Raw genomic sequence first — 24,922 nt, forward strand, 5'->3', positions numbered from 1 at the left:
CCGCCCGTGAAGCGTTGTTCAGGGGCGGTTTCCTTCAACAGCGGATCAGAGGTTGCTGTCGAGGAAGGCAGCCAGCTGCGATTTGGACAGCGCGCCTACTTTGGTGGCATCCACGTTGCCGTTCTTGAACAGCATCAGGGTCGGGATACCACGGATGTTGAACTTGGGCGGGGTCTGTTCGTTTTCGTCGATGTTGAGTTTGCAGACCTTAAGCTTGCCTTCGTATTCGTCAGCGATTTCTTCCAGAACCGGAGCAATCATTTTGCACGGGCCACACCACTCGGCCCAGTAGTCTACCAGTACCGGAACGTCGGACTTCAGTACATCCTGCTCGAAGGAAGCGTCGGTGACATTAACGATATTTCCGCTCATTACCTTTTCCTGATTCAGGCGCTCCGGGGCTTGGATTCCGGCCCTTCGGGAGTCGCTGTTGACTGTAGTGGACGGTGTTCTCTTTACGGACCGGCCGCCCACCCGGATTAAGACAGACTATTACTTTACGCGATTGCCGGCCCTGATGTGAAGCCGGTTGTATCTACCCTCGGGTTGATCCGTGTCAGTAATGTCCGCAGCGAGTTACTGACACGGCCGGGAAGTTTCACTTATAGTACGGCCAAGTTCATATCACACAGGACGCCTATCAACGTGACGGCCGCATCCCCTGCCGAGAAGCCTGAAACCTCCCCGGACATGCTGGCAGCCATCGATATGGGCTCCAACAGTTTTCATATGGTCGTCGCCCGTCTGGTGCATGGCGAAATACGCACGGTTGAGAAGATGGGCGAGAAAGTCCAGCTTGGCGCGGGGCTGGATCAGTATAATCGGCTGACCGAAGAAACCCAGCAGCGGGCCCTCGAATGTCTGAGCCGGTTTGCCCAGCGCCTTCAGGGCATGCCCCGGGAAGCCGTCCAGATCGTCGGCACCAATGCCCTCCGGGTCGCCCGCAATGCTCACGATTTCATTGCCCGTGCCGAGGAAGTGCTGGGCTATCCGGTAGAAATCATCGCCGGGCGTGAGGAAGCGCGGTTAATCTATCTCGGTGTCTCCCATACCCTGTCGGACGATTCCGGTCGGCGGCTGGTGATTGATATTGGCGGCGGCAGCACGGAATTCATCATCGGGCAGCGTTTCGAACCCCAGGAGCTGGAAAGCCTGCACATGGGGTGCGTGTCGTTCCGCAACCGCTACTTTCCCGATGGCAAGATTACCCGGCGCCAGATGGACAAGGCCATTACCCATGCCGAGCAGGAACTGTTGAATATCCGGCAGCACTATCGCTCGGTGGGCTGGCAGAGCGCGGTGGGCTCTTCCGGCTCGATCAAGGCGATTGCCAACGTGCTGGCAACCCTTAAGATTACCGACGGCTCCATTAACCGCGACGCCATGGAAGAGCTGCGCAAGCGCCTGGTGAGCATGGGCAAGGTGGAGAAACTGGCCGAACTGGGGGTAAGGGAAGATCGCCAGAGCATTTTCCCGGCCGGCTTTGCCATTCTGATGGCGGCGTTCCGTTCACTCGACATCCAGACCATGACTTTTGCCGACGGCGCCCTGCGTGAAGGCCTGCTGTACGACATTGTCGGACGCATCCAGCACGAGGACGTTCGTGAACGTACGATTGCGGCGCTGCAGGAGCGTTACCACGTAGACCAGGCTCACGGCGCAGCGGTCGAGAAAACCGCGATTGCCGCTTGGGAACAGGTGGCAGGGCAATGGGGCCTGCGCACCGCCGCCGATGAAGACGTGCTGCGCTGGGCCTGCCGGCTGCACGAGATCGGCCTGACTATTTCCCACAGCCAGTACCACAAGCACGGCGCCTACCTGTTGCGCTATTCCGATTTACCCGGCTTCAGTCAACCGTTCCAGAAGGATCTGGCCACTCTGGTTCGGGGCCATCGCCGGAAGTTCTCGGCGGCAGTTTTCGAGGGTATCGAGCCCGAGGACAAACCCCGCCTGACCTACCTTTGCGTGCTGGTGCGGCTGGCGGTGCTGATCCAACACCCACGCAACCTGGAAGAACCCCCCGCCTTCACCCTTCACGGCCACGATAACCGCCTGGTAATCGAGTTCCCCGAGGGCTGGCTGGACAACCGCCCGCTGACCCTCGCAGACCTGGAGAACGAACGGGACTACCTGGCACGCCAGGACTTTACCCTGGAGATCTCGGGCCGGTAACACTGGCTGGCCTCAGCCAGCCAGTTCCGCCTCCAGGCTCTCCACCGTTTCGCTCACCTCCAGCCACTCAGCTTCAACGTCTTCCAGCTCTCGCTTCAGTTCGGCCTGCTCCGCCAGCAGTTCCTTGAGTCGAACCTTTTGCTGGTCATCGTAAAGCCCTGGGTCGGCCAGGTTTTGCTCCACCGTGGCGAGCTTTTGCTGCAACTGCTCCATACGGATCTCAAGCGTTCCCTGTTTTTTTCGCCACGGGCTGAGTTTCTGTCGCAGTTCAGCTTCCTGGCGCTTGCGGGCCTTGCGTTCGTCCGCCGTCAGGGTCGCGGGTCCGGCGGTATTAACCGACTTTTCCTGCCCCCCGACCACTTCACGCCGGGGTGGCGATTCCTCATCTTTCCGACGTTCCGCCAGCCAGCGTTCGTAATCCTCCAGGTCGCCCTCGTACTCGCCAACAGCGCCGTCGCATACCAACCAGAATTCATCCACCGTGTTGCGCAGCAAGTGGCGGTCGTGGGATACCACCACGATGGCGCCATCGAAGTTCTGGAGCGCCATGGTCAGGGCCTGTCGCATTTCCAGGTCCAGATGGTTCGTGGGCTCATCCAGCAGCAGCAGATTGGGTTTCTGCCAGGCGATAACGGCAAGCGCAACCCGGGCCTTCTCACCGCCCGAAAACGAGCGAATGGGCGCAAGTGCTTCGTCGCCGTGAAAATCGAAGCCGCCCAGGAAGTCCCGGACTTTCTGCTCCGATGCGGTTGGCGCCAGACGCTGCAGATGCAGGAACGGGCTGGCGTCGAGATCCAGGGACTCCAGCTGATGCTGGGCGAAATAGCCGATGGCCAGATGTTCGCCACAGGTGCGCTCACCACTGAGCAGGGTTCCGGTGCCGCGAAGGGCATCCATAAAGGTGGACTTACCGGCCCCGTTCGGCCCCAGCAAACCAACCCGGGTGCCGGGCAACAGGGTGACATTGATGTTCTTCAGAATGGGCACATCCCCATGGCCCGCGACCCCGTGGCGAATGGACAGCAATGGATTGGAGACCTTGTCCGCGACCGGGAACTCGAAACTGAAGGGTGAGTCCACGTGCGCCGGCGCAATCTTTTCCATCCGTTCCAGTGCCTTGACGCGGCTCTGGGCCTGCCGGGCTTTGGTGGCTTTGGCCTTGAAGCGATCAATAAAGCGCTGGATTTCGGCAATTCTGGCTTGCTGGCGTTCGAAACTGGCCTGCTGCTGGGCCAGTCGCTCGGCGCGCTGACGCTCGAAGGCTGAGTAATTTCCCGTATACAGCACCAATTGCTTCTGATCGAAATGCACCAGATGAGTAGCCACCCGGTCCATGAAGTCCCTGTCGTGAGAAATAAACAGCAAGGTACCCGGATACTTTCTGAGCCAGTTCTCCAGCCACAGACAGGCATCCAGGTCCAGGTGGTTGGTGGGCTCATCCAGCAACAGGAGATCGGATGGACGCATCAGTGCCTGGGCCAGGTTCAGTCGAATACGCCAGCCACCGGAAAATGCGGAAACCGGGCGCTCGGCATCGCTGTCGGCGAAGCCCAGGCCCCTGAGCAGTGTCTCTGCCCGGCGCGGTGCGGACCAGGCTTCGTGAATATCCAGCTCCCCGTGCAGACGGGCAATGGCATGGTCATCACCACCCGCTTCCGCCTCGGCCAGCGCCCGCTCCATTCGCCGCAACTCGGTGTCGCCATCCAGCACAAAATCCCGGGCGGATCTGGACGAAGCCGCGACTTCCTGAGCCATATGGGCAATCCGGCAGCCACCGGGCAACGCCACGCTGCCTTGCTCGGGTGCAAGCTGCCCCAGCAAGAGCTGGAAAAGACTGGATTTGCCGGCACCATTGGCACCAACAATGGCAACGCGCTGCCCCGGTTGCACGGTCAGGTTCACGTTTTCTAGCAACCAGACGCCGCCCCGTTGTAAACTGAGATCGGTTATCGTTAACATAGATTTAATCTATCCATGGATTACTGCCAGGGAAGCGCCAACATGACCGTTCAACAAGCGGAGCCGCTGGAACTTCCAGAACACATGGAACCAGACAATCCGTTATGGCGTTATGCCCTAGCCCAATGGCAGGATCCGCAGGTGGCTGAGGCCTGTCTTGAGCTGCAATCCGAGGGATGGAGCGTAAGTCGCATCCTCTGTGCCGGCTGGCTCGCCACGCAGGGTCAGTCGTTCTCTGGCGTTGAGGACGCTAAGGTAACAGAGTGGCGAAGCCGTGTAACCGGTTGCCTTCGCTCCGCCCGCAAGTCTGTTCCCCGAGCCAATGATCATGGCGTGGAGCTGCGGGACACTCTGGCCAAGGCAGAGTTGCTGGCCGAACAGCTGGAGCTGGCTCTGATCTGGCAAACGTTGAAAGTATCCGAAGCGGAGCGCGGAAACATGCAGAAATCAGGCACCATCATCGGGCAGAATCTTGTCGCTGCCGCGCCGTCCGACAACATTCCCACGCGGGTAAAATCTCATCTTGAACTTCTGGCCAGCCGGCTTGCAGGCCAGACCACCAGAGGCGGCCCATCATGTTCATGAAATGGCTGATCCGGCTTTCGTTTCCGGCGCTCGGCCTTCTGCTGCTGCTGATTTTCTTCGGCCTCGGCGATCCCGACCAGGTCTCTGAACCGGTGAAAACCGAGCAGGCGACGACGATTCCCTCCTTTGAGGGATTGCTGCCATCGCCGATTCCCACCGAAGGCCCGGATATCGTTTTCAAGTGGCAGGACACCGATGGCAACTGGCACTATGCCGATCAGCCGCCGGCCCAGGGCCCCTGGAATGCCCTGGCCATTGAGCGCCCAGACCCGGTGCCCCGGAAGCCGCAGACCATCAGCCCGGAAGATGACTGGCAGTCCCCCTACCAGGCCCCCTATTCGCTCAATGGCTCACCCGCCAGCGGTTCCTGACACGGGCTGGGCATTGCCGCGAAATGAGTCTCTGATTAACACATGTTCAGTGGCATCCTGCTGCTGAACCCGTTACCTTGTTGACTTTCAGAATCCAGGGCCAGAGAGCCCAGAAACACGTGAAAAGGATGAAATGATGAAGAAAACGCTTTTGGCTATCGCCGTTACCGGCCTGATTGCCGGTTGCTCAACAGCCCAGGAGCCGGCAAACGACCCGGCCCTTGAAACCACCCCTGAGAAAGTCAGCTATGGCATGGGATTGGTGCTGGGTGAGCGCATGAGCAATGACTTGCCGGATCTCCAGATGGACCAGTTCCTTCAGGGCATCCAGCATGGCCATGCCGGTGACGAAGACAGCAAGCGACTGACCCGCGAGCAGATCCAGGAAGCGCTGATGGCCTACCAGCAGGAGCTCCAGCAAAAGCAGGAGCAGCAACTGGAAGAACTCGCGCAGAAGAACAAGGATGCCGGCGAGGCTTTCCTGGCAGAAAACGCCGAACGTGAAGGCGTTGAGACCACAGAATCCGGTCTCCAGTACGAAGTGATTGAAGAAGGTAACGGTGAGCGCCCAACCGCCGAAGATCAGGTGGAAGTCCACTACACCGGCGAACTGATCAACGGTGAGGTATTCGACAGCTCCCGTGAGCGCGGGCAAACCGTGACCTTTGGCCTGAACCAGGTGATTCCTGGCTGGACAGAAGGCCTGCAGCTGATGAGCGAAGGTGCTCGTTACAAGCTTTATATCCCGTCTGACCTGGCCTACGGCCCGGGCGGCAACCAGGCTATTGGCCCCAACGAGACCCTGGTATTTGATGTCGAGCTGATCGCCGTGAATCCGGGGCAGGACGACGCTGGTTCAGACGAATAAGCTCTGGCCAGCACTCCGGCAGGCAATAAAAAACCGGCGCCATTTCTGGGGCCGGTTTTTTATTGCGGGTAATGCGGTTCCGGGTAGAGGCAATCAGGCCGAAGCCACCTTGCCCGCATGGGCGTTATGCAGATTCTCAATCAGGAAATCTTCCATCTCAAAGCGCGACTCCAGCACTTCTCCAAGCCGTGACAGCTCGTTGAACAATTCCCTGACGTCGACCTCGGACAGCTCCCGGCCATCCAGACGATCATTAAAGTTCAATGCCACTTCCGTGGTTTGCTCGATCCGGGGATAGAGCTTTGCTGCCAGTTCGAGGCCGCCGTCGTTGAACTCACGGGCCTCCTGAATCAGCTGTTCGTAGACTTCAAAGTGACCGGCCGAAACATAATCCACCAGCACTTCGCACAGGCGGACAAATTTTTCGCGGAGGGCATCAGTCTGGGAAAAATCGCTTTCTCCAGACAACTCGCAATACTGAACCAGAAGCTCCTGGCGCTCTTTCAGCCAGCGATCAATCAGCTCGCTGACACCACCCCAACGTTCCCTGGCATTCCGGCAATTCTCCAACATGACGCCTGTCTCCCCTCGGTCAATCCGCCAGCTCTCTGGATCTAGTCTTGATAATTATTATGTTGGATTCAAGTTACCCCATGGTCATGGTCAGCCGCAACTGTTTCAGCTCTGCAACCAGTCCCGGGGAGAATAGCGTCGCAGCATCACAAACAGCCCCAGCACAATCAGCAGGCTGAAAAAGACCGCGGTCCATCCGGGGATACTCAGACCGAGAAAACGCCAGACCACTTCGGCGCAATCACCAGTGCCTTTCAATGCGGTTTGCAGCACTTCAAACCAGGGTAGTACCTCGAGCATGTAATCAACCGAAGGGCCACAGGCAGGCACCTGGTCCGCCGGCAGACTCTGTAACCATAGCTGACGCCCCGCCACCGCCAGACCAGCGCCAGCGGCAACAATCAGTAACAGCCCGTAGACCCGGTTGCCGAACCCGCGGGGTCCGTGCAGAAACGCCAACAGACTGACCAGCCCCGCACCCATAAATCCGAAACGCTGCAACCAGCACAACGGGCAAGGCTCCAGACCCATCACGTGCTCCATGTAAAAGGCCACCGCCAGCAACCCGGCGCACACCAGAAATACCAACCCGAATATCCATCTGCTTGTCAAAACGCTACCCCGGAATCATGATGTGGACTGCACAAGCTTCCATGGCCTGATATTCTCAGAGAAAAACCAGCGTGCCATGAAACACTGAACCAATCCTAACCCATGACTAACGCCAAGCCTATGACCATTCTCAGAAAACTGACGCCGGCCCTGTTACTGACCCTGTGCGCACTGATGCCTTCCCTGCCCACCATGGCCGAGGAAGCTGATGAAGAAACCGAAGTGAAGGGGGTAACCGACTATATCGCCATGGAACCGGCATTCGTCACCCATGTCGGCAAACCGGATGCGAAAGTGGCCTATCTCAAAGCCTCCGTAACCATTCGGGCCTCCCGCGAAACCACCCGGCCGGCGGTAGAAGCGCACATGCCCAGATTACGGCACGAACTGGTGATGCTGTTTGGTGAGCAGACGGATCTTGACCAATTGTCTTCCATGGACGGCCAGCAGGCGCTGCGGGAAGAAGCAACCAAACGGATAAACGGAGTGCTGGAGGAGCAGCAAACCGGTGAGACCATTACCGGAGTGCTGTTTACCGAGTTTGTGGTTCAGCGCTAGTTGCCGCATCCACCGGGCGGTGGCACCGGATCAGGCGATGCGTGAGAACAGATCATCATCCTGTTGCGGGCGCTGTTTCCGGGCCTGACCGGCATCATCCCAACCGGCTTCCCAGGCGGCAATAATGACCTCACCACGGTATGGACAGCGGGTTTTGTCCATGCCCATCTCTCCGGCCATGTATCCCTGCCGGTAGGCCTTGTTCAATGCTTCTACATCCCAGCCGAGCTTGATATCCGTTGCCATGGGCCACCTCCTTACCTGATGTAATAGAAAGTAACAGCAGGTAACAGATCCAGCAAACCGGACAGCCGGTTCTGTGCGTCACGTCCCTTTCCGGACGTGACGCAAGCGGCGTCAGGATTTCAGGTAGGCCTCCAGAAACTCCGGAAATGGCTGACTGTCCGCAGCTTCCTGCTCTTTCTGCTCGACCAGGGACTGCGCACTCATGGCACGGAAGTCCGCCAGCACCTCCGGTGCCAGTGGCTCCGAATTCAGGGTTTGCTGGTGTTCACGGGATATCGCCTGTACCCAGTCGCGATGGCCCAGGCCTGACTGCCCCATGGCCTCAAGCACTCGGGCGGAAGGCACCGCCCAATCATTGCCCTCGAGTTTCGACCGTTGAGCCGCCAGCGCCGACCTGTAGGTATCGCTATGATTCCAGCCATCCAGCAGCTCTGCTAGGGGCTGCAAGCGCTCCAGCCATTCAATGGCGGCCTCGCCCACAGGCACACGCTGTCCACCCCGGCACAGACTGAGTGAATGCAGGCGACCGCTGGCGACGACGTCCTTGTAATTGTCATCAAGCCGTTCGCACTCATCGTCTTCAATACGGGGAGAATCGGTGAGCAGGCAATCCAGCAGGAACAGGTCGAGGAAATCGATCTGCTCGCGGTTCACGCCCACCGGCGAGAACGGATCCAGGTCCAGACAACGCACCTCAATGTATTCCACACCCCGGGCATCCAGAGCCTGGATCGGCTTTTCACCCCGCTCGGTGGTGCGCTTGGGACGTACCGCGCTGTAGTACTCGTTCTCAATCTGAAGCACATTGGTATTGATCTGGACAAACTCGCCATTGCGCCGGGTGCCAATGGCTTCATACGCTGGCCAGTTGGTGTGGATGGCGCGATCCAGTGTCCGGGTATAAGTGCTCAGCTCATTGAAGCAGATATTCAGCGAGGCCTGGGCATTGTTGTGGTAACCCAGATCCCCCATGCGCAGAGACGTGGCGTGCTGGCCAAACCAGGTGCGATCATCGAACCGTGCCAGGTCGTGCCGGACGCCGGCCACAAAACTGGCATCCAGTGCCGGCGAGGCGCCAAACAGCAGCATCAGCAACCAGCTGCGGCGGCGGAAATTCCGGATCAGCCAGAAGTACTGGTCTGATTTGAAATCCCTGAGGCTATCCTTGTTGCCCACCAGTTCCTGCCATTTGCGCCAGAAACTGTCCGGCAGGGAAAGATTGTAATGGGCGCCGGCAATACTCTGCATAATCCGGCCATAACGCACCGCCAGACCCTGACGATACACATGCTTGAGCCGGCCAGTGTTGGAGCTGCCGTACTCGGCAATGGGAATGCTGGCATCGCCGTCAATCTCGCAGGGCATGCTCGCGGCCCAGAACACTTCGTTATCCAGGTTCTGCTGGACGAACCGATGTATATCCCGCAACGAGGCCAGCATAGCTTCAGTATTGTCGAAGACCGGCGTGATCAGTTCCAGCAGGGCTTCCGAGTAGTCGGTCGTGATACGGGGGTGGGTCAGTGCGGAGCCCAGGGCTTCCGGATGTGGTGTCTGGGCAATGAAGCCATTGGCATCGACGCGCAGGCCTTCCTTTTCGACCCCTTTGAGGAAACCGTCCCAGTCACTGGCGGCAAACTGTTGGAACAGGGAGTGGCGGGATTGTGCCATGTTGAGCTCCTGTTGCAGCCGTTACGCCCTTGTGAGACGTAACGGCTGTGAATCAGTGGAAGGGGTTAACGGCCGTTCTTACGGGCAGAGGCCATAGCCTGGGCCAGAGCGCCAGCCATGGCACCTTGAGGTGCGCCCTGGCCGGCCTGAGGTTTGCGCCCTGCACTGCGGCCAGAGTTCCGGTCTGCGCCCCGGGCTGGCTTGTTGTCCGCCCCCGGCTGGTCATCCATACGCATGGACAGGCCAATCCGCTTACGGGGAATGTCCACTTCCATCACTTTGACCTTGACGATGTCACCGGCCTTGACCACTTCTCTCGGATCTTTCACGAAAGTATGGGACAAGGCCGAGATGTGCACCAGGCCATCCTGGTGAACGCCGATATCCACAAAGGCACCGAAGTTGGTGACGTTGGTTACCGAGCCCTCCAGCACCATACCGGGTTTGAGGTCGTTGAGGGTTTCCACCCCTTCCTCGAAATGGGCAAAGCGGAATTCCGGTCGCGGGTCCCGGCCCGGTTTTTCCAGCTCGGAGATAATGTCCTTGATGGTCGGCAGGCCGAACTGCTCGGTTACGTAGTCCTGTGGGTTAAGACTGCGCAGGAACGCGGAATCGCCAAGGATATCCTCCACCCTCTTGCCATTTCGCTCAGCAATGGCCTCAACCACACCGTAGGCTTCCGGATGCACGGATGACCGGTCCAGAGGGTTTTCGCCCCCGGCGATACGCAGGAAGCCCGCAGCCTGTTCAAAGGTGCGATCACCCAATCGAGACACCTTCAGCAGCTGTTTGCGACTGGTGAACTTGCCGTTCTGGTTCCGGAAATCCACGATGTTCTGGGCAATGCTCGGATTCAGGCCAGACACCCGGGTGAGCAGCGGTACCGACGCGGTATTCAGATCCACGCCCACGCCGTTTACACAGTCCTCAACGACCGCATCCAGGCTACGGGACAGCTGTACCTGGGACACATCGTGCTGGTACTGCCCCACGCCGATAGACTTGGGCTCGATTTTCACCAGCTCGGCCAGCGGATCCTGCAAACGGCGGGCAATGGACACCGCACCACGGATGGTGACATCCAGATCCGGCAGTTCCCGGGAGGCAAATTCCGAGGCGGAATAGATTGATGCCCCGGACTCATTCACCACAATGCGGGCCAGCTTCAGTTCGGGGTAACGTTTGCAGAGGTCGCCCACCAGTTTCTCGGTTTCCCGGGAGGCGGTACCGTTGCCGATAGCCACCAGTTCAATTTTGTACTTCTGACACCAGGCTGCCATCTGGGCAATGGACTGATCCCATTTGTTCTGGGGCGCATGGGGAAAAATGGCGCCGTGATCCACTACCTGGCCGGTGCCGTCGATTACCGCCACCTTGACCCCGGTACGCAGGCCGGGATCGAGCCCCAGCGTTGGCCGCGGACCTGCCGGAGCGAGCAGGAGCAGATCTTTCAGGTTGGCAGCAAAAACGTTGATGGCTTCGGTTTCAGCCGCTTCACGCACCTGGGCGATCAGATCGGTTTCAATCTGTGTCGACAACTTCACGCGCCAGGTCCAGCGCACCACATCCGACAACCATTTGTCGGCGGCCCGGCCGTTATCCCGAATGCGCCAGTGGGCGGCAATTCGCTGCTCGGCGGGATGGGGCTGACGGCGATCCTCCTCAGCATCGCCCATAACAATCGAATAGGCCAGAATGCCCTCATTGCGGCCCCGAAGAATGGCCAGCGCCCGGTGCGACGGAACTTTTCTCAGCGGTTCAACGTGGTCGAAGTAATCCCGGAACTTGGCGCCTTCGTTTTCCTTGCCTTCCACCACAGTGACTTTCAGCTGGCCTTCCTGCCAGACGAAATCGCGCAGGGCACCAAGCAGCTCGGCATCTTCGGCAAAACGCTCCATCAGAATGTAGCGGGCACCGTCCAGAGCGGCTTTGACATCCTCAACGCCGGCTTCCGGATTGAGGTAACCGGCAGCGACGGTTTCCGGATCCTGGGTGGGATCGTCGTAGAGGGTATCGGCCAGCGGCTCCAAGCCTGCTTCCCGGGCAATCTGCGCCTTGGTGCGGCGCTTGGGTTTGTAGGGCAGGTAAAGGTCTTCCAGGCGGTTCTTGGTGTCGGCAGCTTCGATGGAGGCCCGCAGCTCGTCGGTCAGCTTGCCCTGTTCCTCAATGCTGTTGAGGATGGTGCCCCGGCGGTCTTCCAGCTCACGCAGATAGCGCAACCGCTCTTCCAGAGTCCGCAGCTGGCTGTCGTCCAGGGAACCCGTTACTTCTTTTCGGTAGCGTGCAATAAAGGGAACGGTAGCGCCTTCATCAAGAAGGGTAACGGTGGCATTAACCTGCTGTTCACGTACGCCGAGCTCTTCGGCAATGCGCCGGGAAATACTGTTCATGCTGCCTCGATCTGGTATCGCATTCGGAATTAATGCGCAAAGGTACAGCGGCTTACTTCTGCAGGCAAGCGGACTGGTTCTGGCGGTTCATGAATTGCACCAGATCGTTCCAGGGCATCGGGCGGGCGTAATAGTAGCCCTGGATTTCGTCGCAGTGTTGCTGGCGCAGGAATTCCAGCTGGCCTTCGGTTTCCACCCCTTCGGCCACCACGCTGATCTGCAGGCTGTGGGCGAGACTGATAATGGCCCGGATAATGTGCTCGGCATCGGCAGACTGGCCCAGTTCCTGGACAAAGGACTTGTCGATCTTCACCAGCGAGATCGGCAGGTGTTGAAGATTACTCAGGGAGGAGAAACCGGTGCCAAAATCGTCCAGCGCAAAACTGATACCCAGCTGGTTGAGTTCCCGCAGGCAGCGCTGGGCGTATTCCGGATCGTGCATCATGGCACTTTCGGTCAGCTCCAGTTCCAGCAGGCTGGTATCGACGTTGGCATTGAAGATGATACGGAAGATGGTTTCGGTCATCTTGCGATCATGGAACTGCCGGAACGACAGGTTGACCGCAAATACCAGCCCGGGGAAACCCAGCTCAGTAGACTCCTGCAAGCGCTTGCAGGCCTGTTCGATGACCCAGTAGCCGATGGGCACAATCAGGCCACTGCGCTCGGCCACCGGGATAAACTCGTCGGGGCCCACCAGGCCGCGCTCCGGATGATTCCAGCGTAACAGGCACTCAACCCCGCGCACCTCCTCGGTCGCCAGGTCAATCCGCGGCTGATAATACAGCTCCAGTTCCTTGCCCCTCAGGGCATTGCGAAGGTCGGCTTCGAGCCTGAGCTGATAGCCAGCGGAAATGTGCAGCTGCCGGTCGTAAAACCGGTAACTGGTCCCCGGATCGCGTTTGGCCTCGAACATCGCCCGGTTGGCCCGGCGGAGCAGCTCTTCCGGGCTGTCACCGGCCTCCGGATAGGTGGCCACGCCCAGGCTGGCACTGACCACCACATTCTGGCCATCCACCGTCACCGGCTCATCCAGTGCCGAGACCACCTTGCGGATGATCTGGGTAACATCCAGCGAGTCTTCCACCTTCTCGACTATGATGGCCAGCTCATCACCACCGATGCGCATCAACGAATCCACCCGTCGCAGCTTCTGCCTCAGCCGCTCGGCCAGCCGCAGCATTAAATGATCGCTTTTCTGGTAACCAAAGGATTCGTTGATGTTACGGAAATCATCGATATTCAGGTGCAACAGGGCCAGGCGATGATTCGCCCGCTCTGCCCTCAACAAGGCCTGCTGTAACCGATCGAAGAACAGATCCCGGTTGATAAACCCGGTGGCCACTTCGCGGCCGAGCTGGCCATTTGCCGATTGCGTAAGCTGGGAGCGATACCACAGGCATTTGATAGAGCGACGGAAATTCCACGGGTCCAGGTCGCGGCGGCTCAGATAATCCGACGCACCATTTTCAACCAGATCCCTGGCTTTTTCCCCGCAGGATTCGGCACTCATGGCGAGGATGGGCTTATCCTCACTGGATACCGACAGATATTGCAGAAATGAGGCTTCCGAACCGCCATGGAACACGCAGTCCCAGACGATCACATCAAAGCTGGCATTGGAAATCAGATCATCACAGTCCACCAGATCCGGGCACCAGGTGGCATCGCTGCAGATTTCGGGATCATCCGCGAGCATGGCGCTGAACCAGAGATAATCGGCATATTCCGGTGTCAGCACCAGAAGGCGCAAACAATCAGGCCTGGTGTCGATGGGCAGTGTCATCTGGCGAGATCCATATGTCGGTACAGAACAGCGTAGTCCATTACAGAAAGAATAGCTGATAGATCGGCAAGGTACAGCATGCCGGCCTGGTGTAGAATAGCCAGACGCTAAAAACCCATGCCCCGTTCCCCTTTGGCACCAACACTGTGAACAAGCTCAATCCCAGACAACATGAAGCGGTACGCTACGCCGACGGCCCCCTGCTGGTGCTGGCCGGTGCCGGCAGCGGCAAAACCAGCGTGATTACCCGCAAGATTGCCTATCTGATTGAGGAACTGGGCATCCCGGGGCGACACATTGCCGCCGTCACCTTTACCAACAAAGCCGCCCGGGAGATGAAAGAGCGCGTGGGCCGCATTGTCGACCGGGGCAAAACCCGGGGCCTGATCGTATCAACATTTCACAATCTTGGCCTGAACATGATCCGGGAGGAGCACACCCACCTGGGCTACCACCCAGGCTTCTCCATTTTCGACGCCGAAGATGCCAAGGCGCTGCTGCAGGATCTGATGATGCGCGAAGCCAGCGCCGAGGCCGGCGACGAGCTGAACGATGTGCAGATGACCATCTCGTCCTGGAAGAATGCCATGCGCAGCCCCGCGGAGGCCTACAGCAAGGCGGCAGACGAGCGTGAGCAGCGCATTGCCATCGTCTACAAGCACTACAACGAATACCTGAAAGCCTACAACGCGGTGGATTTTGACGACCTGATCCTGCTGCCGGTGCAGCTGTTCCGGGACAACCCGGAGGTGCTGGCCAAGTGGCGCCGGAAAATCCGCTACATGCTGGTGGATGAGTACCAGGACACCAACGTGTGCCAGTACGAGCTGGTGAAACAGCTGGTGGCCGAACGCGCAGCGTTTACCGTGGTGGGTGATGATGACCAGTCCATCTACGCCTGGCGCGGCGCCCGTCCGGAGAACCTGGCCCAGTTGAAGGACGACTTCCCGAGCCTGAAAATCGTCAAGCTGGAGCAGAACTACCGCTCCACCAGCCGCATCCTGCGCTGCGCCAACACGGTGATTGCCAACAACCCCCACGTGTTCGAGAAGGCCCTTTGGAGTGACCACACCATCGGCGAGGAAATCCGCATCATCCGCTGCCGCAACGAAGACGCGGAAACCGAGCGGGTGGCCACCGAAATCCTCGACCAGAAGTTGAAGAACGGCCTCGACTTCAGGGACTTCGCGGTCCTTTACCGGGGCAACCACCAGGCCCGGCTGCTGGAAATGAAGCTACAGGCCTACCAGATTCCCTACCGCATCTCCGGTGGTCAGTCGTTTTTCTCCAAGAACGAGATCAAGGATGCGATGTCGTACCTGCGGCTGATGATCAACCCGGACGACGATGCGGCCTTCCTGCGGGTGGTGAACGTGCCGCGCCGGGAGATTGGCCCGCGCACGCTGGAACAGCTCAGTCACTATGCCCGCTCGCGCAATGTCAGCCTGTTCAAGGCCCTGGGGGATATGGGGGCGGAAACCCACGTCACCGAGAAAGGTCTGGACCGACTGAGACGGTTCGCCCACTGGGTCGACAAAACCTGCGAGCGCCTGTTCTCGGAAGACCCGATCCCGGTCATCAAACAGTTATTCACAGACATCGAGTACGAAGAGTGGCTGCACCAGCATTCCGGTAGCCCGAAACAGGCCGAACGCCGGATGGAGAACATCTGGTACCTGGTGGAGTCGATCCAGCGCATGCTGGACGACGGCAAGGGCACCGCCGACGAAATCGGCATTGAGGACGCCATCGCCAAGCTGGTACTGCGCGATATGATGGAGCAACGGGAAGAGGAAGACGACAGCGACAAGGTTCAGTTGCTGACTCTGCACGCTTCCAAGGGGCTGGAGTTTCCCCATGTGTTCATTATGGGCCTGGAGGAAGAGATTCTGCCGCACCGCAGCAGCATCGAGGAAGGCAACATTGAGGAAGAGCGCCGCCTGATGTACGTGGGCATTACCCGGGCCCGGGAAACCCTGGCGCTGACTTACGCGGCCTCCCGAAAACAGTACGGGGAAAAACTGGAGACCATTCCCAGCCGCTTTCTGGATGAGTTGCCGGAAGAGGATGTGAAATGGGAGGGACTGGGCGACCAGGACAAAGAAGCGAACCAGAAAAAGGGCAAGGCGACTCTCAGCGCCCTGATTGGCGATCTTGGTCTGTAGAAACAAGTAGAAACAACAAGCCCCGCACGGGGCGGGGCTTGTCAGGTCATTACAGGCCGATTACTGGCTCTGCTCAACCATATGCTCAACGGCAGCGGTAATTTCCTCATCCGGGCAGTTGGCGCAGCCACCTTTGGCAGGCATGGCGTTGAAGCCGTTGATGGCGTGGTCAATCAGGGTATCGATACCCTTCTCAATACGCGGAGCCCAGGCAGCGGTATCGCCGATGACCGGAGCGCCGGCAGCACCGGTGGTATGACACGCCATACATACGGCGTCGTAGACTTCACTGCCAGAACGCGGGCCAGAGCTGGCTGTCTCAGCAGGTGCAGCAGCCTCGCCACACTCTTCACCCTGCAGACACACCTCACCCACCGGCTTGATGCGCTCGCGGATTTCGTCTTCAACACTTGCCACTGCAGCGCCGGCGGCCAGGCCAAAACCAAGCAGAACAACAGCCAGGACTCTCTTCATCTTCACAATGCACCTCGCATTTGAGCGTTATAATCTTTCGGTCGCCGCATTATAGCGATTGAGCCCCCGCAAAAAAACCAGAGAGCAAAATCAGAATTTGATTTCAACCATTTTAATGACAGTTTCGTAGGTTGTAGCTCCTTTGCCATCGATTCCGGTTACCATAGCGTTCATTCATTCCAACCCAGAGTCGCCTTATGAACCAACAGCAACAGACGACCCCGGACAAGCGCCGAAAAGCCTTACTGATTCTGGAATTTTCCAGCCTGGCGGTACTGCTGATCTCAATGGCCTGGTTCAGTAACCAGTCAACAGACAGCGCCCCGCTCTCGGCCGGCTGGCTGCTGATTCCGGCGCTTGCCAGCCTGGGCGTCTTTCTGAGTTTTATCGGATTGATGTATCTGCGCTGGGTAGCCTCGGTGAGTGACCAGCGCCGCACCCGCCATCGTGTGATTTTTGCCCTGCTGACCCTCACCCTGCTTGGGGTCTGGATTTACGGTATTGCCAACACCTGGATAAGCCTGAGTACCGGCCAATAAGGAGCGCCCATGCCCCCCAGCCTCAAGCTGCTACCCCTGATTCTGTTGAGCACAGCCAATCTGGCTGTCGCCCAGGATCGGCCAGAGGAACCCGATGTTAACTGCGCCCTGATCAAGGACGGCGTACAGCGACTGGCCTGCTATGACTCCAAGTACAATCCTCAGGCCGAGCGTAAGCAAGCCAGCGAGGAACAGCTGGAAAAGGCCGAAGCGGATGCAGAGGAGCTGGTGGCCGACAAGAAAACCCGGGAGAAGATCGTGGGTAATGCCCTGGAAGATGACCCGGATGAGGGAGTGATGGCCGCGCTGGTGGATAACTATCTTTCTGCCGAGCGGGCCATCTTTTCGTTTACCGGCAGTTTCGTGACCCATCGGCCCAATTACATTCTGCCGATTACCTGGGTGGACGACCCCAATGCCTTGCCCTCAAGCCCGCGACTGGGGGCTATTGATTATGATTACAACCTGGAAAACGAGGAAGCCAAATACCAGATCAGCTTCAAGGTTCCGTTGCTGACCGGCATTTTCGACGACCGCACAACCTTCTGGTTTGGCTACACTCAGAAATCCTTCTGGCAGGTCTACAATCAGGATGAGTCAGCGCCTTTCCGGGAAACCAACTACGAGCCGGAGCTATTTTTCCGACATGCCCTGAACTGGGATCTCGGCCCCGGAACGCTGAGTGCGGTGTCGGTAGGCTTTAATCACCAGTCAAACGGGCAGTCTGACCCCCGGTCCCGGAGCTGGAACCGGATTATGGGTTCAGTGGGTTACAGCTACGATCGCTGGCTGTTTATGGTGAAACCCTGGTACCGGCTGCCGGAAAACAGCAGCAATGATGACAACGAGGATATCGAGAGCTATCTGGGCCACGCCAGTTATCATGCGGTTTATAAGCTGACGGAAGACAGGACGTTTTCTTTGAAGCTGATGAACAATCTGCGGTCGGATAACCGGACGTCGGTGGAGTTCGGGTACAGTTTTCCGATGGGGGATACGCTTAAAGGGTTCTTCCAGTATTACAACGGGTATGGGGAGAGCCTGATTGACTATAACGAGCGGATTGAGCGGGTCGGGTTTGGCATTATGCTGAATGACTGGCTTTAGTAATATCTTCCAACATGCTCTGACTTTGGTGCAAGGCCAAGTGGGGTGGAGGGCCTCCGTAAACACGCTCCTTCGGCCCCCCTGCGGGGTCCGGCCCACAATCATAGATTGTGGTCGTTCGGCTGTCGCATGAAGCTTTGCTTCATAGGCGCTCGGCCAAACCCCTGGGGCGCTTGAGCTCCGCCATCCCTGGCTCCGCACAGTTTCCGGAGGCCCTCCACCCCACTTGTCCCCAAACTCAGTTCGGGGTTTCAGGGGTTAGGCGTTCAAACGCTCCATTTCCGCCAGTAGTTCTTCGGTTTTCGCTTCCATCAACGCTTTATCTCCACGGGCCTCAACATTCAGGCGAACCACCGGTTCGGTGTTGGACATGCGCAGGTTGAAGCGCCAGTTGTCGAATTCCACGCTCAGGCCGTCAACATGGCTGACGGATTTCGCGCCCACGCCGTACTTGGCTTCGATGGCGGCGATAACTTTCGGGGGGGCGCTGATGGTGCGGTTGATTTCACCGCTGGCCGGGTAGGCTTCGATGCGGGCGTCGATCAGGGATGACAGGGTCTGGCCGCTCTGGCACAGGCGTTCGGCCACCAGCAGCCAGGGGATCATGCCGCTGTCGCAGTAGGCGAAGTCGCGGAAGTAGTGGTGGGCGCTCATTTCGCCACCATAAACGGCGTCTTCGTCGCGCATTCTCTGTTTGATGAAGGCGTGGCCAGTCTTGCTTTCGATGGCTTCGCCGCCAGCAGCTTCGACCAGATCCAGGGTGTTCCAGGTCAGGCGGGGATCGTGAATGACTTTGCCACCACCGGTCTTGCGCAGGAACTGGTCCGCCAGCAGGCCGACGATGTAGTAGCCTTCGATGAAGCGGCCGGTTTCGTCGAAGAAGAAGCAGCGGTCGTAGTCGCCGTCCCAGGCGATGCCCATGGCGGCGCCATTCTGGAGCACGGCATCGGCAGTCGCGGAGCGGTTTTCCGGCAGGATCGGGTTGGGCACACCATTCGGGAAGTGACCATCGGCTTCGTGATGAACCTTGATGAAGTCGAACGGCAGATGCTGTTCCAGTTTGTCGATCACCAGGCCAGCACCACCGTTGCCGGCATTGCAGACGATGGTCATGGGCTTCAGTGAGCCAGCATCAATATAGCCCAGCAGATGGTCAACGTACGCGCTCATTACTTCCAGGGTTTCGTATTTGCCCTGCTCTGCGGCGTCAGAGAACGGCTCCAGCACCCGGTCCCGGATGTCGTTCAGGCCGTTGTCCGAACTGATCGGCCGGGATTCCGGGCCCACCATTTTCATGCCGTTGTGGTCTTTGGGGTTGTGGCTGGCCGTCACCATGATACCGCCGTCCATCTGGTAGTGACTGGTGGCAAAGTACACCTGTTCGGTGCCGCACAGGCCAATATCAAACACATCGGCGCCGGCCGCCATCAGGCCGGAGCTCAACGCTTCTGCTATTTCAGGGCTGGACAGCCGGATGTCGTAACCGACGATGACTTTTTTGGCGCCGGTGATTTCAACGTAGGCGCGGCCGATTTTCTCAGCCAGGATTGGGTTTAGCTGGTCAGGTACTCGGCCACGCAGGTCGTAGGCTTTGAAGCAGGACAGGTCCATTTCAGTCTCCGGAGTGGTTTATTAACCGCGTTGGGCCAGAATATCTGGCCGATCTGGGCGACTATTCTACCTGTTTCGACAGGCAATCGGGGAAGCACCCGGAAAAAGGCAGGGGGAACAGAGTGAGAGAGCGCGCCACCGGCCCGCAGAGTGCGCCGGTGGCCGGAAAGCCGGGGAGTTTACTCAGCAGCCGCGGACTGCAGCTGGATATAGTTCTGGATGCCCATCTGGGAAATCATTTCCAGCTGGGTTTCGAGCCAGTCGATGTGTTCTTCCTCGCTGTCGAGGATGCTCCGGAACAGTTCACGGCTGGTAAAGTCCTGAACCTGCTCGCAGTAGATGATGGCTTCTTTCAGGTCTGTATGCGCGGTGTGCTCGAGCTTGAGATCGCACTCGATCATTTCCTGAACATTCTCGCCAATCAGCAATTTGTTCAGATCCTGCAGATTTGGCAGGCCCTCAAGGAAGAGAATTCGCTCGATCAGCTGATCGGCGTGTTTCATTTCATCGATGGATTCTTCGTATTCTTTCGCCGCGAGCTTGGTGATACCCCAGTCTTTGTACATTCTCGAATGCAGGAAGTACTGGTTAATGGCCGTCAGCTCGTTGGCGAGGACCTTGTTCAGATGCTGGATGACTTTTTTGTCGCCTTTCATAACCGGATTCCTTGTGTCGCGAAAGCGTTAACTCACAAGGATAGTCGGTTTAACGGCAATAAAAAATCACGGATGTGAAAGAGGTGCAATTGCAATATGTGGACAGGCCCGCCTGGTCAGGCGGGTTGCGCCAGCATGTTGGCGAGCGCCATATAATCCGGTGACCGGGACTCTTTCAGAATTTCCCGGGCAGTGCAGGCGCAACGACCACACTGACGGCCGACGCCAAGTTCCTTGCCGAGCTGGCGCATGGAACTGACACCGCTTTCAGCGGCTTCGCGGATTTCTCTGTCTGTTACCCCGTAACACAGGCAAACGTACATAGGGCGCTCTCACTAACAGCACTAAAGTTAGTGATAATTATTGTTATTAACAAACAGGATTGCAACCCTTTTGCAGTCAGTTTTTGTAGTAAAAAGTGACTATTCGCATTCTCGCGTTAAGTTCCGGGCCCCGGCCGCTGTGACCACCACATTATCTTCAATCCGGATTCCACCACAGCTCTTCAGTTCATCAATCAGCGCCCGGTTCAGATACTGGGCTTCAGGCCCGTTCAGCAAAGGGTCCAGCAGCGACGGAATAAAATAGAGCCCCGGCTCGATGGTGACCACCATGCCGGCTTCCAGGGTGCGGGTCAGGCGCAGGAACGGCGCATCTTCCGGGGACGGCGTCGGTTTGCCGGCGACATCGTGCACCTGAATGCCCAGAAAATGCCCTATGCCATGGGGAAAGAACGCCCGGGTAATGCCCTGCTCCACCATGGCTTCATCCGCTAAACCGGACACCAGCCCCGAAGCTGACAGCAGGGCCGCAATGCCCAGGTGAGCCTTGCGGTGAATGTCCACGTAGTCCACGCCGGGCGACACCATCTCGCACAGCCGCAGCTGCAGTTTCTCCAGCCCGTGAACCAGCGCGGTGAATCTCGGCTCATCCGGCCCGGCGGTGGTGCGGGTTATATCTGAACAGTAGCCACGGTAGCGCACCCCGGCATCAATCAGCAGACTGCGGGGCCGGCGGGGTGGCTGCAGGTCGTAGTACTGGTAGTGCAGTGTGCCGGCATGTTCGTTCAAACCGATGATGCTGTGATAGGGTGCCTCCACTTCCCGCTGGCCGGTGGCCTGCTGGTAGGCGAGACTGATACCGAATTCGCTGTCGCCGGCCAGAAACGCCTCTCTGGCCGCCCTGTGACCAGCCAGGGCGATCCGGTTAGCGTGTGCCAGGCATTCAATTTCGTAAGGAGTTTTGCGCACGCGGGCTTCTTCCACGGCTGCCACCAGTGCCGCCGGGTTATGATCTCCCGGCACGCCATCCAGCACCAGCGGATCACCGATTACCACCAGCCGCCCCGGGCTATCGAGCTCCGGGGCGCCAGATTGCTGCCGGCTGCGCACGTCTACAACCTCTAGCCAGGGTTCTTCAGCCATCACCGGGTTGGCGTGCCAGAAGTCCACCGGCTGGTATAGCCAGAGCACCGGTTTCTGGCCGGGCCGAACCAACAGCCAGCTGTGCTCCTGGCCAGCCAGCCCGGTCCAGTGCAAAAACGGGCCGAAGCCCTGAAATACATAGGCCTGATCATCCCGATACCGGTAGGGCGCCGCGCCCGAGGCAATCAGCAGGCTGTCATAACCGTGATCAGCCATGGCCCGTTCGTACCGGTTCTGCAGCTCACGGATGTGGGCAGGCTGCAGGTCGAGGATGTCGTGATTTGGCATATCAGGTTTCCAGTTGTTTCCAGAGATTCAGTATGTCGTCTGAGCGGGCGTCACTCAGGCGGATCAAACGTATTTCCAGCGGCACGTCCCAGCGCTCATCACCAGCCCGTACCAGGCGCCCGAACTGTTCGCTTTTTTCCGTCATCCGCTTGGGCAACCAGCCCATGCCGAAGCCCTGTTTCACCAGGGCCTTGATGCTCGCGGACTGGGTATTCTCGTTCAGTGGCAAAAGATTCGCCGGCAGCTTGCCGCGTTGCAGATGCCCGTCGATAGCCGACTGCAAAAAACCACGACTGTGGTAGGCAATCAGAGGCACAGGCTGTTCATCGGTGCCCGGCAACCGGTAACGGGGCTCGCCCTGTTCGTTGGCGATACTTACCGGTACCAGCGTCTCCTGGCCGATGGTCTGCCAATGGAACTTGTCACCGGTCAGGCGCTCGGCAATGCCCATCTCCGTCGCCCAACCCTGATAGAAATGCGAAAACAGCCCCTGGGTAGAACCAACGCTGATGCGGGCAGACGCTTCCGCATCCAGAGCGGCTATCCGGTCCCGGGTGTCCCGGACATCCCGGGTGATGCGTTCACACAGTTCCTGAAACACTTCTCCGGCCGGGGTCAGGGACAATGGCAGAGTCTGCCGATTGATCAGGGTGGTGCCCATGGATTCCTCCAGCAGCTTGATGCGCCGGCTGAACGTAGGCTGGCTCACGTGCTGCTGTTCGGCAGCCCGTGAGAAGTGGCGCGTGCGGGCAAGCGCCAGAAAGTCTTCCAGCCAGCGTATTTCCATGGGAACCCCTGAGGTTTGGCAATGATCACAACCGGTACGTTGCTGCAGGCATGATAGCCTATGCGCGCCCGGCTGTTACAAACGCCCTTCCTCAACGGCGTGACAGGCCACCTGCGCCCCGCCGTCGGTGGCGATCAGCTGTGGAACTTCCTGCCGGCAACGCTCATTGGCATAGGGGCAGCGACCGTGGAACACGCACCCCGAGGGCAGATTCACCGGCGTGGGCACCTCGCCCTGAAGGCGAATGTGATTGGGCCGGTCATCCTCGAGTTTCGGGATGGCCGACAGCAACGCCTGGGTATAGGGATGCCGGGGCGTGGCGAACAGGGTTTTGGTGTCTGCCAGCTCACACACCCGGCCCAGGTACATGACGGCCACCCGGGTACCGAAGTGTTCTACCACCGCGAGATCGTGGGTAATGAACAGGTAGGTCAGACCGCGGCTTTCCTGGGCATCCATCAACAGATTCAGCACCTGGGCCTGGATAGACACATCCAGGGCCGAGATGGGCTCATCGGCAACGATAAATTCAGGGTCCACCGCCAGGGCGCGGGCAATGGCAATCCGTTGGCGCTGACCACCGGAAAACTCGTGGCCAAAGCGACTGCCCCAGTCCGGGTCGATACCCACCGAATGCATGACTTCGTGAATCTTGTCCCGTACCTGAACCGGTGACCAGTCCGGATGGTGGAACCGGATCGGCTCTTCCAGGGTCTGCTGAATCGTCATTCGCGGGTTCAGGGAGGCATAGGGATTCTGGAAGATCATCTGCATCTTGCGGCGGTAGGGCAGCGCAGCCTTACCTTCCAGATTATCAATCCGCTGGCCGCCATAGTGGATCTCTCCGGCGCTCGGCGAGAGCAACCCCATTACGGTGCGGGCGACGGTGGATTTGCCACAACCGGACTCGCCGACCACACACAGGGCCTCGCCCTTCTGCACCTCCAGGTTCACACCGTTGATGGCGTGCACCGCTTCCTGTTTGCGGCGCAAACGCCCACCTTCAAACCGGAGCTGTTCAAGGAAGCTGCCAGAGAGGTCAAAACGTTTTTCCAGACCGCGGATACTTACCAGAGGGGAGGTCATGATTCGGCCTCCTGCATGCGTTTCTCCTGCTCAATCAGGTTGGCAACTTCGTAACAGGCGACATCAACGTTGCCGGAACGCACATATTCCGGCATGGCGCGCTTGCACTGGTCGGTGGCGAAGTTGCAGCGGGGATGGAACGGGCAACCCGAAGGCACATTCTTCAGGGATGGCATGGAGCCCGGTATCTGGAACAGCCGCGCTCCCGGTTCACCCATCTGGGGCAGCGCGTTGATCAGCCCCTGGGTGTAGGGATGCTGGGCATCGTTGATGATTTCCCGGGTCGGGCCCTGTTCGATGGTCCGGCCGGAGTACATGACCAGCATGCGCTGGGTCACCTGCGAGACCACACCCAGATCGTGGGTAATCAGCATCAGCGCCACGTTTTCCTGCTCACACAGGTTCAGCAGCAGGTCCATGATCTCGGCCTGGATGGTCACATCCAGGGCGGTCGTGGGCTCATCGGCAATAATGATTTCCGGGTCCAACAGCAGGGCGATGGCAATGATCACTCGCTGGCGCATGCCCCCCGACAATTCATGGGGATACTGGTCCAGCCGCTTTTCCGGCGAGGGAATCTGCACTTTCTGCAGGCGATCCAGAGCAATGGCCCTCGCCTCTTTCTTGCTGATCTTCCGGTGTGCCAGGATCGCCTCCACCATCTGGGTGCCGATGGTGAGCACCGGGTTCAGGGTCATCATCGGATCCTGGAAAATCATGGCGATGCGGTTGCCACGGATTTTGCGCAGCTCCCGCTCGCTCATGGCGGCCAGATCTTTGCCTTCAAACAGAATCTGGCCACCGGCGATATAACCGGGCTTGGCAATCAGGTTCAGGATAGAGAAGGCCGCCACTGATTTGCCGGCACCGGATTCACCCACCAGGCCCAGCCGCTCGCCCTTGTCCAGGCTGAAACTAATACGACGCAGGGCGGTCAGATCGCCACCGCGCACCGCGAAACGTACATCCAGGTTTTTCACTTCCAACAGTGCCATGG

24 protein-coding genes are annotated in these 24,922 nt (G+C 58.7%); 8 read left to right on the top strand and 16 right to left on the bottom strand.

Going from position 1 to position 24,922, the window contains the following annotated elements:
• Positions 1-45: 45 nt before the first annotated feature.
• The gene (trxA, locus tag ARC85_RS06945) at positions 46-372 is read right to left on the bottom strand and encodes a thioredoxin TrxA (protein ID WP_014420340.1); all 327 of its coding nucleotides are present in this window, start codon (positions 370-372) and stop codon (positions 46-48) included.
• A gap of 318 nt (positions 373-690) precedes the next feature.
• On the opposite strand from trxA, the gene ppx reads away from it, so the two are divergent.
• A complete protein-coding gene (gene ppx, locus ARC85_RS06950) occupies positions 691-2,172 on the top strand; it encodes an exopolyphosphatase (protein WP_286714622.1) in 1,482 nt (493 codons plus the stop codon).
• 12 nt (positions 2,173-2,184) lie between these two features.
• Here the strand turns inward: ppx and abc-f are convergent, their stop codons facing one another.
• Entirely contained in the window at positions 2,185-4,131 is a 1,947-nt protein-coding gene (gene abc-f / locus ARC85_RS06955) for a ribosomal protection-like ABC-F family protein (RefSeq protein WP_222197664.1), read from the bottom strand.
• A 42-nt stretch (positions 4,132-4,173) separates the two neighbouring features.
• Between abc-f and ARC85_RS06960 the strand changes: the two genes are divergently transcribed.
• The 3 genes from ARC85_RS06960 (at position 4,174) to bamJ (ending at position 5,955) form a co-directional block, all read left to right on the top strand.
• Entirely contained in the window at positions 4,174-4,716 is a 543-nt protein-coding gene (locus ARC85_RS06960; RefSeq protein ID WP_286714579.1) for a DUF2390 domain-containing protein, read from the top strand.
• A complete protein-coding gene (locus tag ARC85_RS06965; RefSeq protein ID WP_023011771.1) occupies positions 4,707-5,087 on the top strand; it encodes a DUF4124 domain-containing protein in 381 nt (126 codons plus the stop codon). Before ARC85_RS06960 ends, ARC85_RS06965 begins: the two co-directional genes overlap by 10 nt.
• A gap of 136 nt (positions 5,088-5,223) precedes the next feature.
• Entirely contained in the window at positions 5,224-5,955 is a 732-nt protein-coding gene (gene bamJ, locus ARC85_RS06970) for a BamJ family beta-barrel-assembly machinery protein (RefSeq protein WP_022992112.1), read from the top strand.
• A gap of 93 nt (positions 5,956-6,048) precedes the next feature.
• Here the strand turns inward: bamJ and ARC85_RS06975 are convergent, their stop codons facing one another.
• Together ARC85_RS06975 and ARC85_RS06980 are read right to left on the bottom strand one after the other, a co-directional pair.
• The gene (locus ARC85_RS06975) at positions 6,049-6,528 is read right to left on the bottom strand and encodes an Rsd/AlgQ family anti-sigma factor (protein ID WP_014420335.1); all 480 of its coding nucleotides are present in this window, start codon (positions 6,526-6,528) and stop codon (positions 6,049-6,051) included.
• Between the two features lie 105 nt (positions 6,529-6,633).
• Complete coding sequence (locus tag ARC85_RS06980; RefSeq protein ID WP_011784013.1) at positions 6,634-7,140, bottom strand: disulfide bond formation protein B; 507 nt, start codon at positions 7,138-7,140, stop codon at positions 6,634-6,636.
• 102 nt (positions 7,141-7,242) lie between these two features.
• Between ARC85_RS06980 and ARC85_RS06985 the strand changes: the two genes are divergently transcribed.
• Positions 7,243-7,698, top strand: a complete 456-nt coding sequence (locus tag ARC85_RS06985; protein ID WP_011784012.1) for a flagellar basal body-associated FliL family protein — start codon at positions 7,243-7,245, stop codon at positions 7,696-7,698.
• Between the two features lie 30 nt (positions 7,699-7,728).
• On the opposite strand, the gene rmf is transcribed toward ARC85_RS06985, so the two are convergent.
• The 4 genes from rmf to ARC85_RS07005 form a co-directional block, all read right to left on the bottom strand.
• Positions 7,729-7,944, bottom strand: a complete 216-nt coding sequence (gene rmf, locus ARC85_RS06990) for a ribosome modulation factor (protein ID WP_011784011.1) — start codon at positions 7,942-7,944, stop codon at positions 7,729-7,731.
• A gap of 111 nt (positions 7,945-8,055) precedes the next feature.
• Positions 8,056-9,612, bottom strand: coding sequence for a glutamate--cysteine ligase (gshA, locus tag ARC85_RS06995; protein WP_278351183.1), 1,557 nt, complete (start codon positions 9,610-9,612; stop codon positions 8,056-8,058).
• 65 nt (positions 9,613-9,677) lie between these two features.
• The gene (locus ARC85_RS07000) at positions 9,678-12,002 is read right to left on the bottom strand and encodes a Tex family protein (RefSeq protein WP_022992109.1); all 2,325 of its coding nucleotides are present in this window, start codon (positions 12,000-12,002) and stop codon (positions 9,678-9,680) included.
• A gap of 52 nt (positions 12,003-12,054) precedes the next feature.
• Positions 12,055-13,788 (bottom strand): GGDEF/EAL domain-containing response regulator, encoded by a 1,734-nt coding sequence (locus ARC85_RS07005; protein WP_286714580.1) that lies wholly within the window; start codon positions 13,786-13,788, stop codon positions 12,055-12,057.
• A gap of 146 nt (positions 13,789-13,934) precedes the next feature.
• Between ARC85_RS07005 and rep the strand changes: the two genes are divergently transcribed.
• Positions 13,935-15,953, top strand: coding sequence for a DNA helicase Rep (rep, locus tag ARC85_RS07010; protein WP_011784007.1), 2,019 nt, complete (start codon positions 13,935-13,937; stop codon positions 15,951-15,953).
• 60 nt (positions 15,954-16,013) lie between these two features.
• On the opposite strand, the gene ARC85_RS07015 is transcribed toward rep, so the two are convergent.
• On the bottom strand, positions 16,014-16,427 hold the full coding sequence (locus tag ARC85_RS07015) for a c-type cytochrome (protein ID WP_286714581.1): 414 nt from the start codon (positions 16,425-16,427) through the stop codon (positions 16,014-16,016).
• 197 nt (positions 16,428-16,624) lie between these two features.
• Between ARC85_RS07015 and ARC85_RS07020 the strand changes: the two genes are divergently transcribed.
• Both ARC85_RS07020 and ARC85_RS07025 read left to right on the top strand, forming a co-directional pair.
• The gene (locus ARC85_RS07020) at positions 16,625-16,966 is read left to right on the top strand and encodes a hypothetical protein (protein WP_286714582.1); all 342 of its coding nucleotides are present in this window, start codon (positions 16,625-16,627) and stop codon (positions 16,964-16,966) included.
• A 9-nt stretch (positions 16,967-16,975) separates the two neighbouring features.
• Positions 16,976-18,073 (top strand): phospholipase A, encoded by a 1,098-nt coding sequence (locus ARC85_RS07025; RefSeq protein WP_286714583.1) that lies wholly within the window; start codon positions 16,976-16,978, stop codon positions 18,071-18,073.
• Between the two features lie 258 nt (positions 18,074-18,331).
• Here the strand turns inward: ARC85_RS07025 and ARC85_RS07030 are convergent, their stop codons facing one another.
• The 7 genes from ARC85_RS07030 to ARC85_RS07060 all read right to left on the bottom strand — a co-directional run bounded on the left by ARC85_RS07030 (position 18,332) and on the right by ARC85_RS07060 (position 24,920).
• A complete protein-coding gene (locus tag ARC85_RS07030; protein ID WP_286714584.1) occupies positions 18,332-19,684 on the bottom strand; it encodes a phosphohexomutase domain-containing protein in 1,353 nt (450 codons plus the stop codon).
• Positions 19,685-19,863: 179 nt separating this feature from the next.
• The gene (gene bfr, locus ARC85_RS07035; RefSeq protein WP_014420324.1) at positions 19,864-20,340 is read right to left on the bottom strand and encodes a bacterioferritin; all 477 of its coding nucleotides are present in this window, start codon (positions 20,338-20,340) and stop codon (positions 19,864-19,866) included.
• Between the two features lie 116 nt (positions 20,341-20,456).
• Positions 20,457-20,663, bottom strand: a complete 207-nt coding sequence (locus ARC85_RS07040) for a bacterioferritin-associated ferredoxin (RefSeq protein ID WP_011784001.1) — start codon at positions 20,661-20,663, stop codon at positions 20,457-20,459.
• A gap of 99 nt (positions 20,664-20,762) precedes the next feature.
• Entirely contained in the window at positions 20,763-22,052 is a 1,290-nt protein-coding gene (gene pepQ, locus ARC85_RS07045) for a Xaa-Pro dipeptidase (RefSeq protein ID WP_286714585.1), read from the bottom strand.
• Between the two features lies 1 nt (position 22,053).
• Positions 22,054-22,839: a LysR family transcriptional regulator gene (locus tag ARC85_RS07050; RefSeq protein ID WP_273031250.1), complete on the bottom strand. Its 786-nt coding sequence runs from the start codon at positions 22,837-22,839 to the stop codon at positions 22,054-22,056.
• Positions 22,840-22,914: 75 nt separating this feature from the next.
• Positions 22,915-23,925: an ABC transporter ATP-binding protein gene (locus ARC85_RS07055; protein ID WP_113879518.1), complete on the bottom strand. Its 1,011-nt coding sequence runs from the start codon at positions 23,923-23,925 to the stop codon at positions 22,915-22,917.
• The gene (locus tag ARC85_RS07060; RefSeq protein ID WP_278351177.1) at positions 23,922-24,920 is read right to left on the bottom strand and encodes an ABC transporter ATP-binding protein; all 999 of its coding nucleotides are present in this window, start codon (positions 24,918-24,920) and stop codon (positions 23,922-23,924) included. Before ARC85_RS07060 ends, ARC85_RS07055 begins: the two co-directional genes overlap by 4 nt.
• Positions 24,921-24,922 lie beyond the last annotated feature (2 nt).

The organism is Marinobacter sp. tcs-11 (genome assembly GCF_002049515.1).
In the GTDB taxonomy this organism is placed as follows: domain Bacteria; phylum Pseudomonadota; class Gammaproteobacteria; order Pseudomonadales; family Oleiphilaceae; genus Marinobacter; species Marinobacter nauticus.

Coding starts and splice junctions, on each gene's coding strand:
- ARC85_RS07040 (WP_011784001.1), bottom strand. CDS start 20,663: ATGTACGTTTGCCTGTGTTACGGGGTAACAGACAGAGAAATCCGCGAA.
- ARC85_RS07015 (WP_286714581.1), bottom strand. CDS start 16,427: ATGAAGAGAGTCCTGGCTGTTGTTCTGCTTGGTTTTGGCCTGGCCGCC.
- ppx (WP_286714622.1), top strand. CDS start 691: ATGCTGGCAGCCATCGATATGGGCTCCAACAGTTTTCATATGGTCGTC.
- ARC85_RS07020 (WP_286714582.1), top strand. CDS start 16,625: ATGAACCAACAGCAACAGACGACCCCGGACAAGCGCCGAAAAGCCTTA.
- ARC85_RS07005 (WP_286714580.1), bottom strand. CDS start 13,788: ATGACACTGCCCATCGACACCAGGCCTGATTGTTTGCGCCTTCTGGTG.
- bamJ (WP_022992112.1), top strand. CDS start 5,224: ATGAAGAAAACGCTTTTGGCTATCGCCGTTACCGGCCTGATTGCCGGT.
- ARC85_RS07060 (WP_278351177.1), bottom strand. CDS start 24,920: ATGGCACTGTTGGAAGTGAAAAACCTGGATGTACGTTTCGCGGTGCGC.
- ARC85_RS06960 (WP_286714579.1), top strand. CDS start 4,174: ATGACCGTTCAACAAGCGGAGCCGCTGGAACTTCCAGAACACATGGAA.
- ARC85_RS06965 (WP_023011771.1), top strand. CDS start 4,707: ATGTTCATGAAATGGCTGATCCGGCTTTCGTTTCCGGCGCTCGGCCTT.
- ARC85_RS06985 (WP_011784012.1), top strand. CDS start 7,243: ATGACTAACGCCAAGCCTATGACCATTCTCAGAAAACTGACGCCGGCC.
- ARC85_RS07000 (WP_022992109.1), bottom strand. CDS start 12,002: ATGAACAGTATTTCCCGGCGCATTGCCGAAGAGCTCGGCGTACGTGAA.
- gshA (WP_278351183.1), bottom strand. CDS start 9,612: ATGGCACAATCCCGCCACTCCCTGTTCCAACAGTTTGCCGCCAGTGAC.
- abc-f (WP_222197664.1), bottom strand. CDS start 4,131: ATGTTAACGATAACCGATCTCAGTTTACAACGGGGCGGCGTCTGGTTG.
- ARC85_RS06975 (WP_014420335.1), bottom strand. CDS start 6,528: ATGTTGGAGAATTGCCGGAATGCCAGGGAACGTTGGGGTGGTGTCAGC.
- ARC85_RS07025 (WP_286714583.1), top strand. CDS start 16,976: ATGCCCCCCAGCCTCAAGCTGCTACCCCTGATTCTGTTGAGCACAGCC.
- ARC85_RS07055 (WP_113879518.1), bottom strand. CDS start 23,925: ATGACCTCCCCTCTGGTAAGTATCCGCGGTCTGGAAAAACGTTTTGAC.
- trxA (WP_014420340.1), bottom strand. CDS start 372: ATGAGCGGAAATATCGTTAATGTCACCGACGCTTCCTTCGAGCAGGAT.
- bfr (WP_014420324.1), bottom strand. CDS start 20,340: ATGAAAGGCGACAAAAAAGTCATCCAGCATCTGAACAAGGTCCTCGCC.
- pepQ (WP_286714585.1), bottom strand. CDS start 22,052: ATGCCAAATCACGACATCCTCGACCTGCAGCCTGCCCACATCCGTGAG.
- ARC85_RS07030 (WP_286714584.1), bottom strand. CDS start 19,684: ATGGACCTGTCCTGCTTCAAAGCCTACGACCTGCGTGGCCGAGTACCT.
- ARC85_RS07050 (WP_273031250.1), bottom strand. CDS start 22,839: ATGGAAATACGCTGGCTGGAAGACTTTCTGGCGCTTGCCCGCACGCGC.
- rmf (WP_011784011.1), bottom strand. CDS start 7,944: ATGGCAACGGATATCAAGCTCGGCTGGGATGTAGAAGCATTGAACAAG.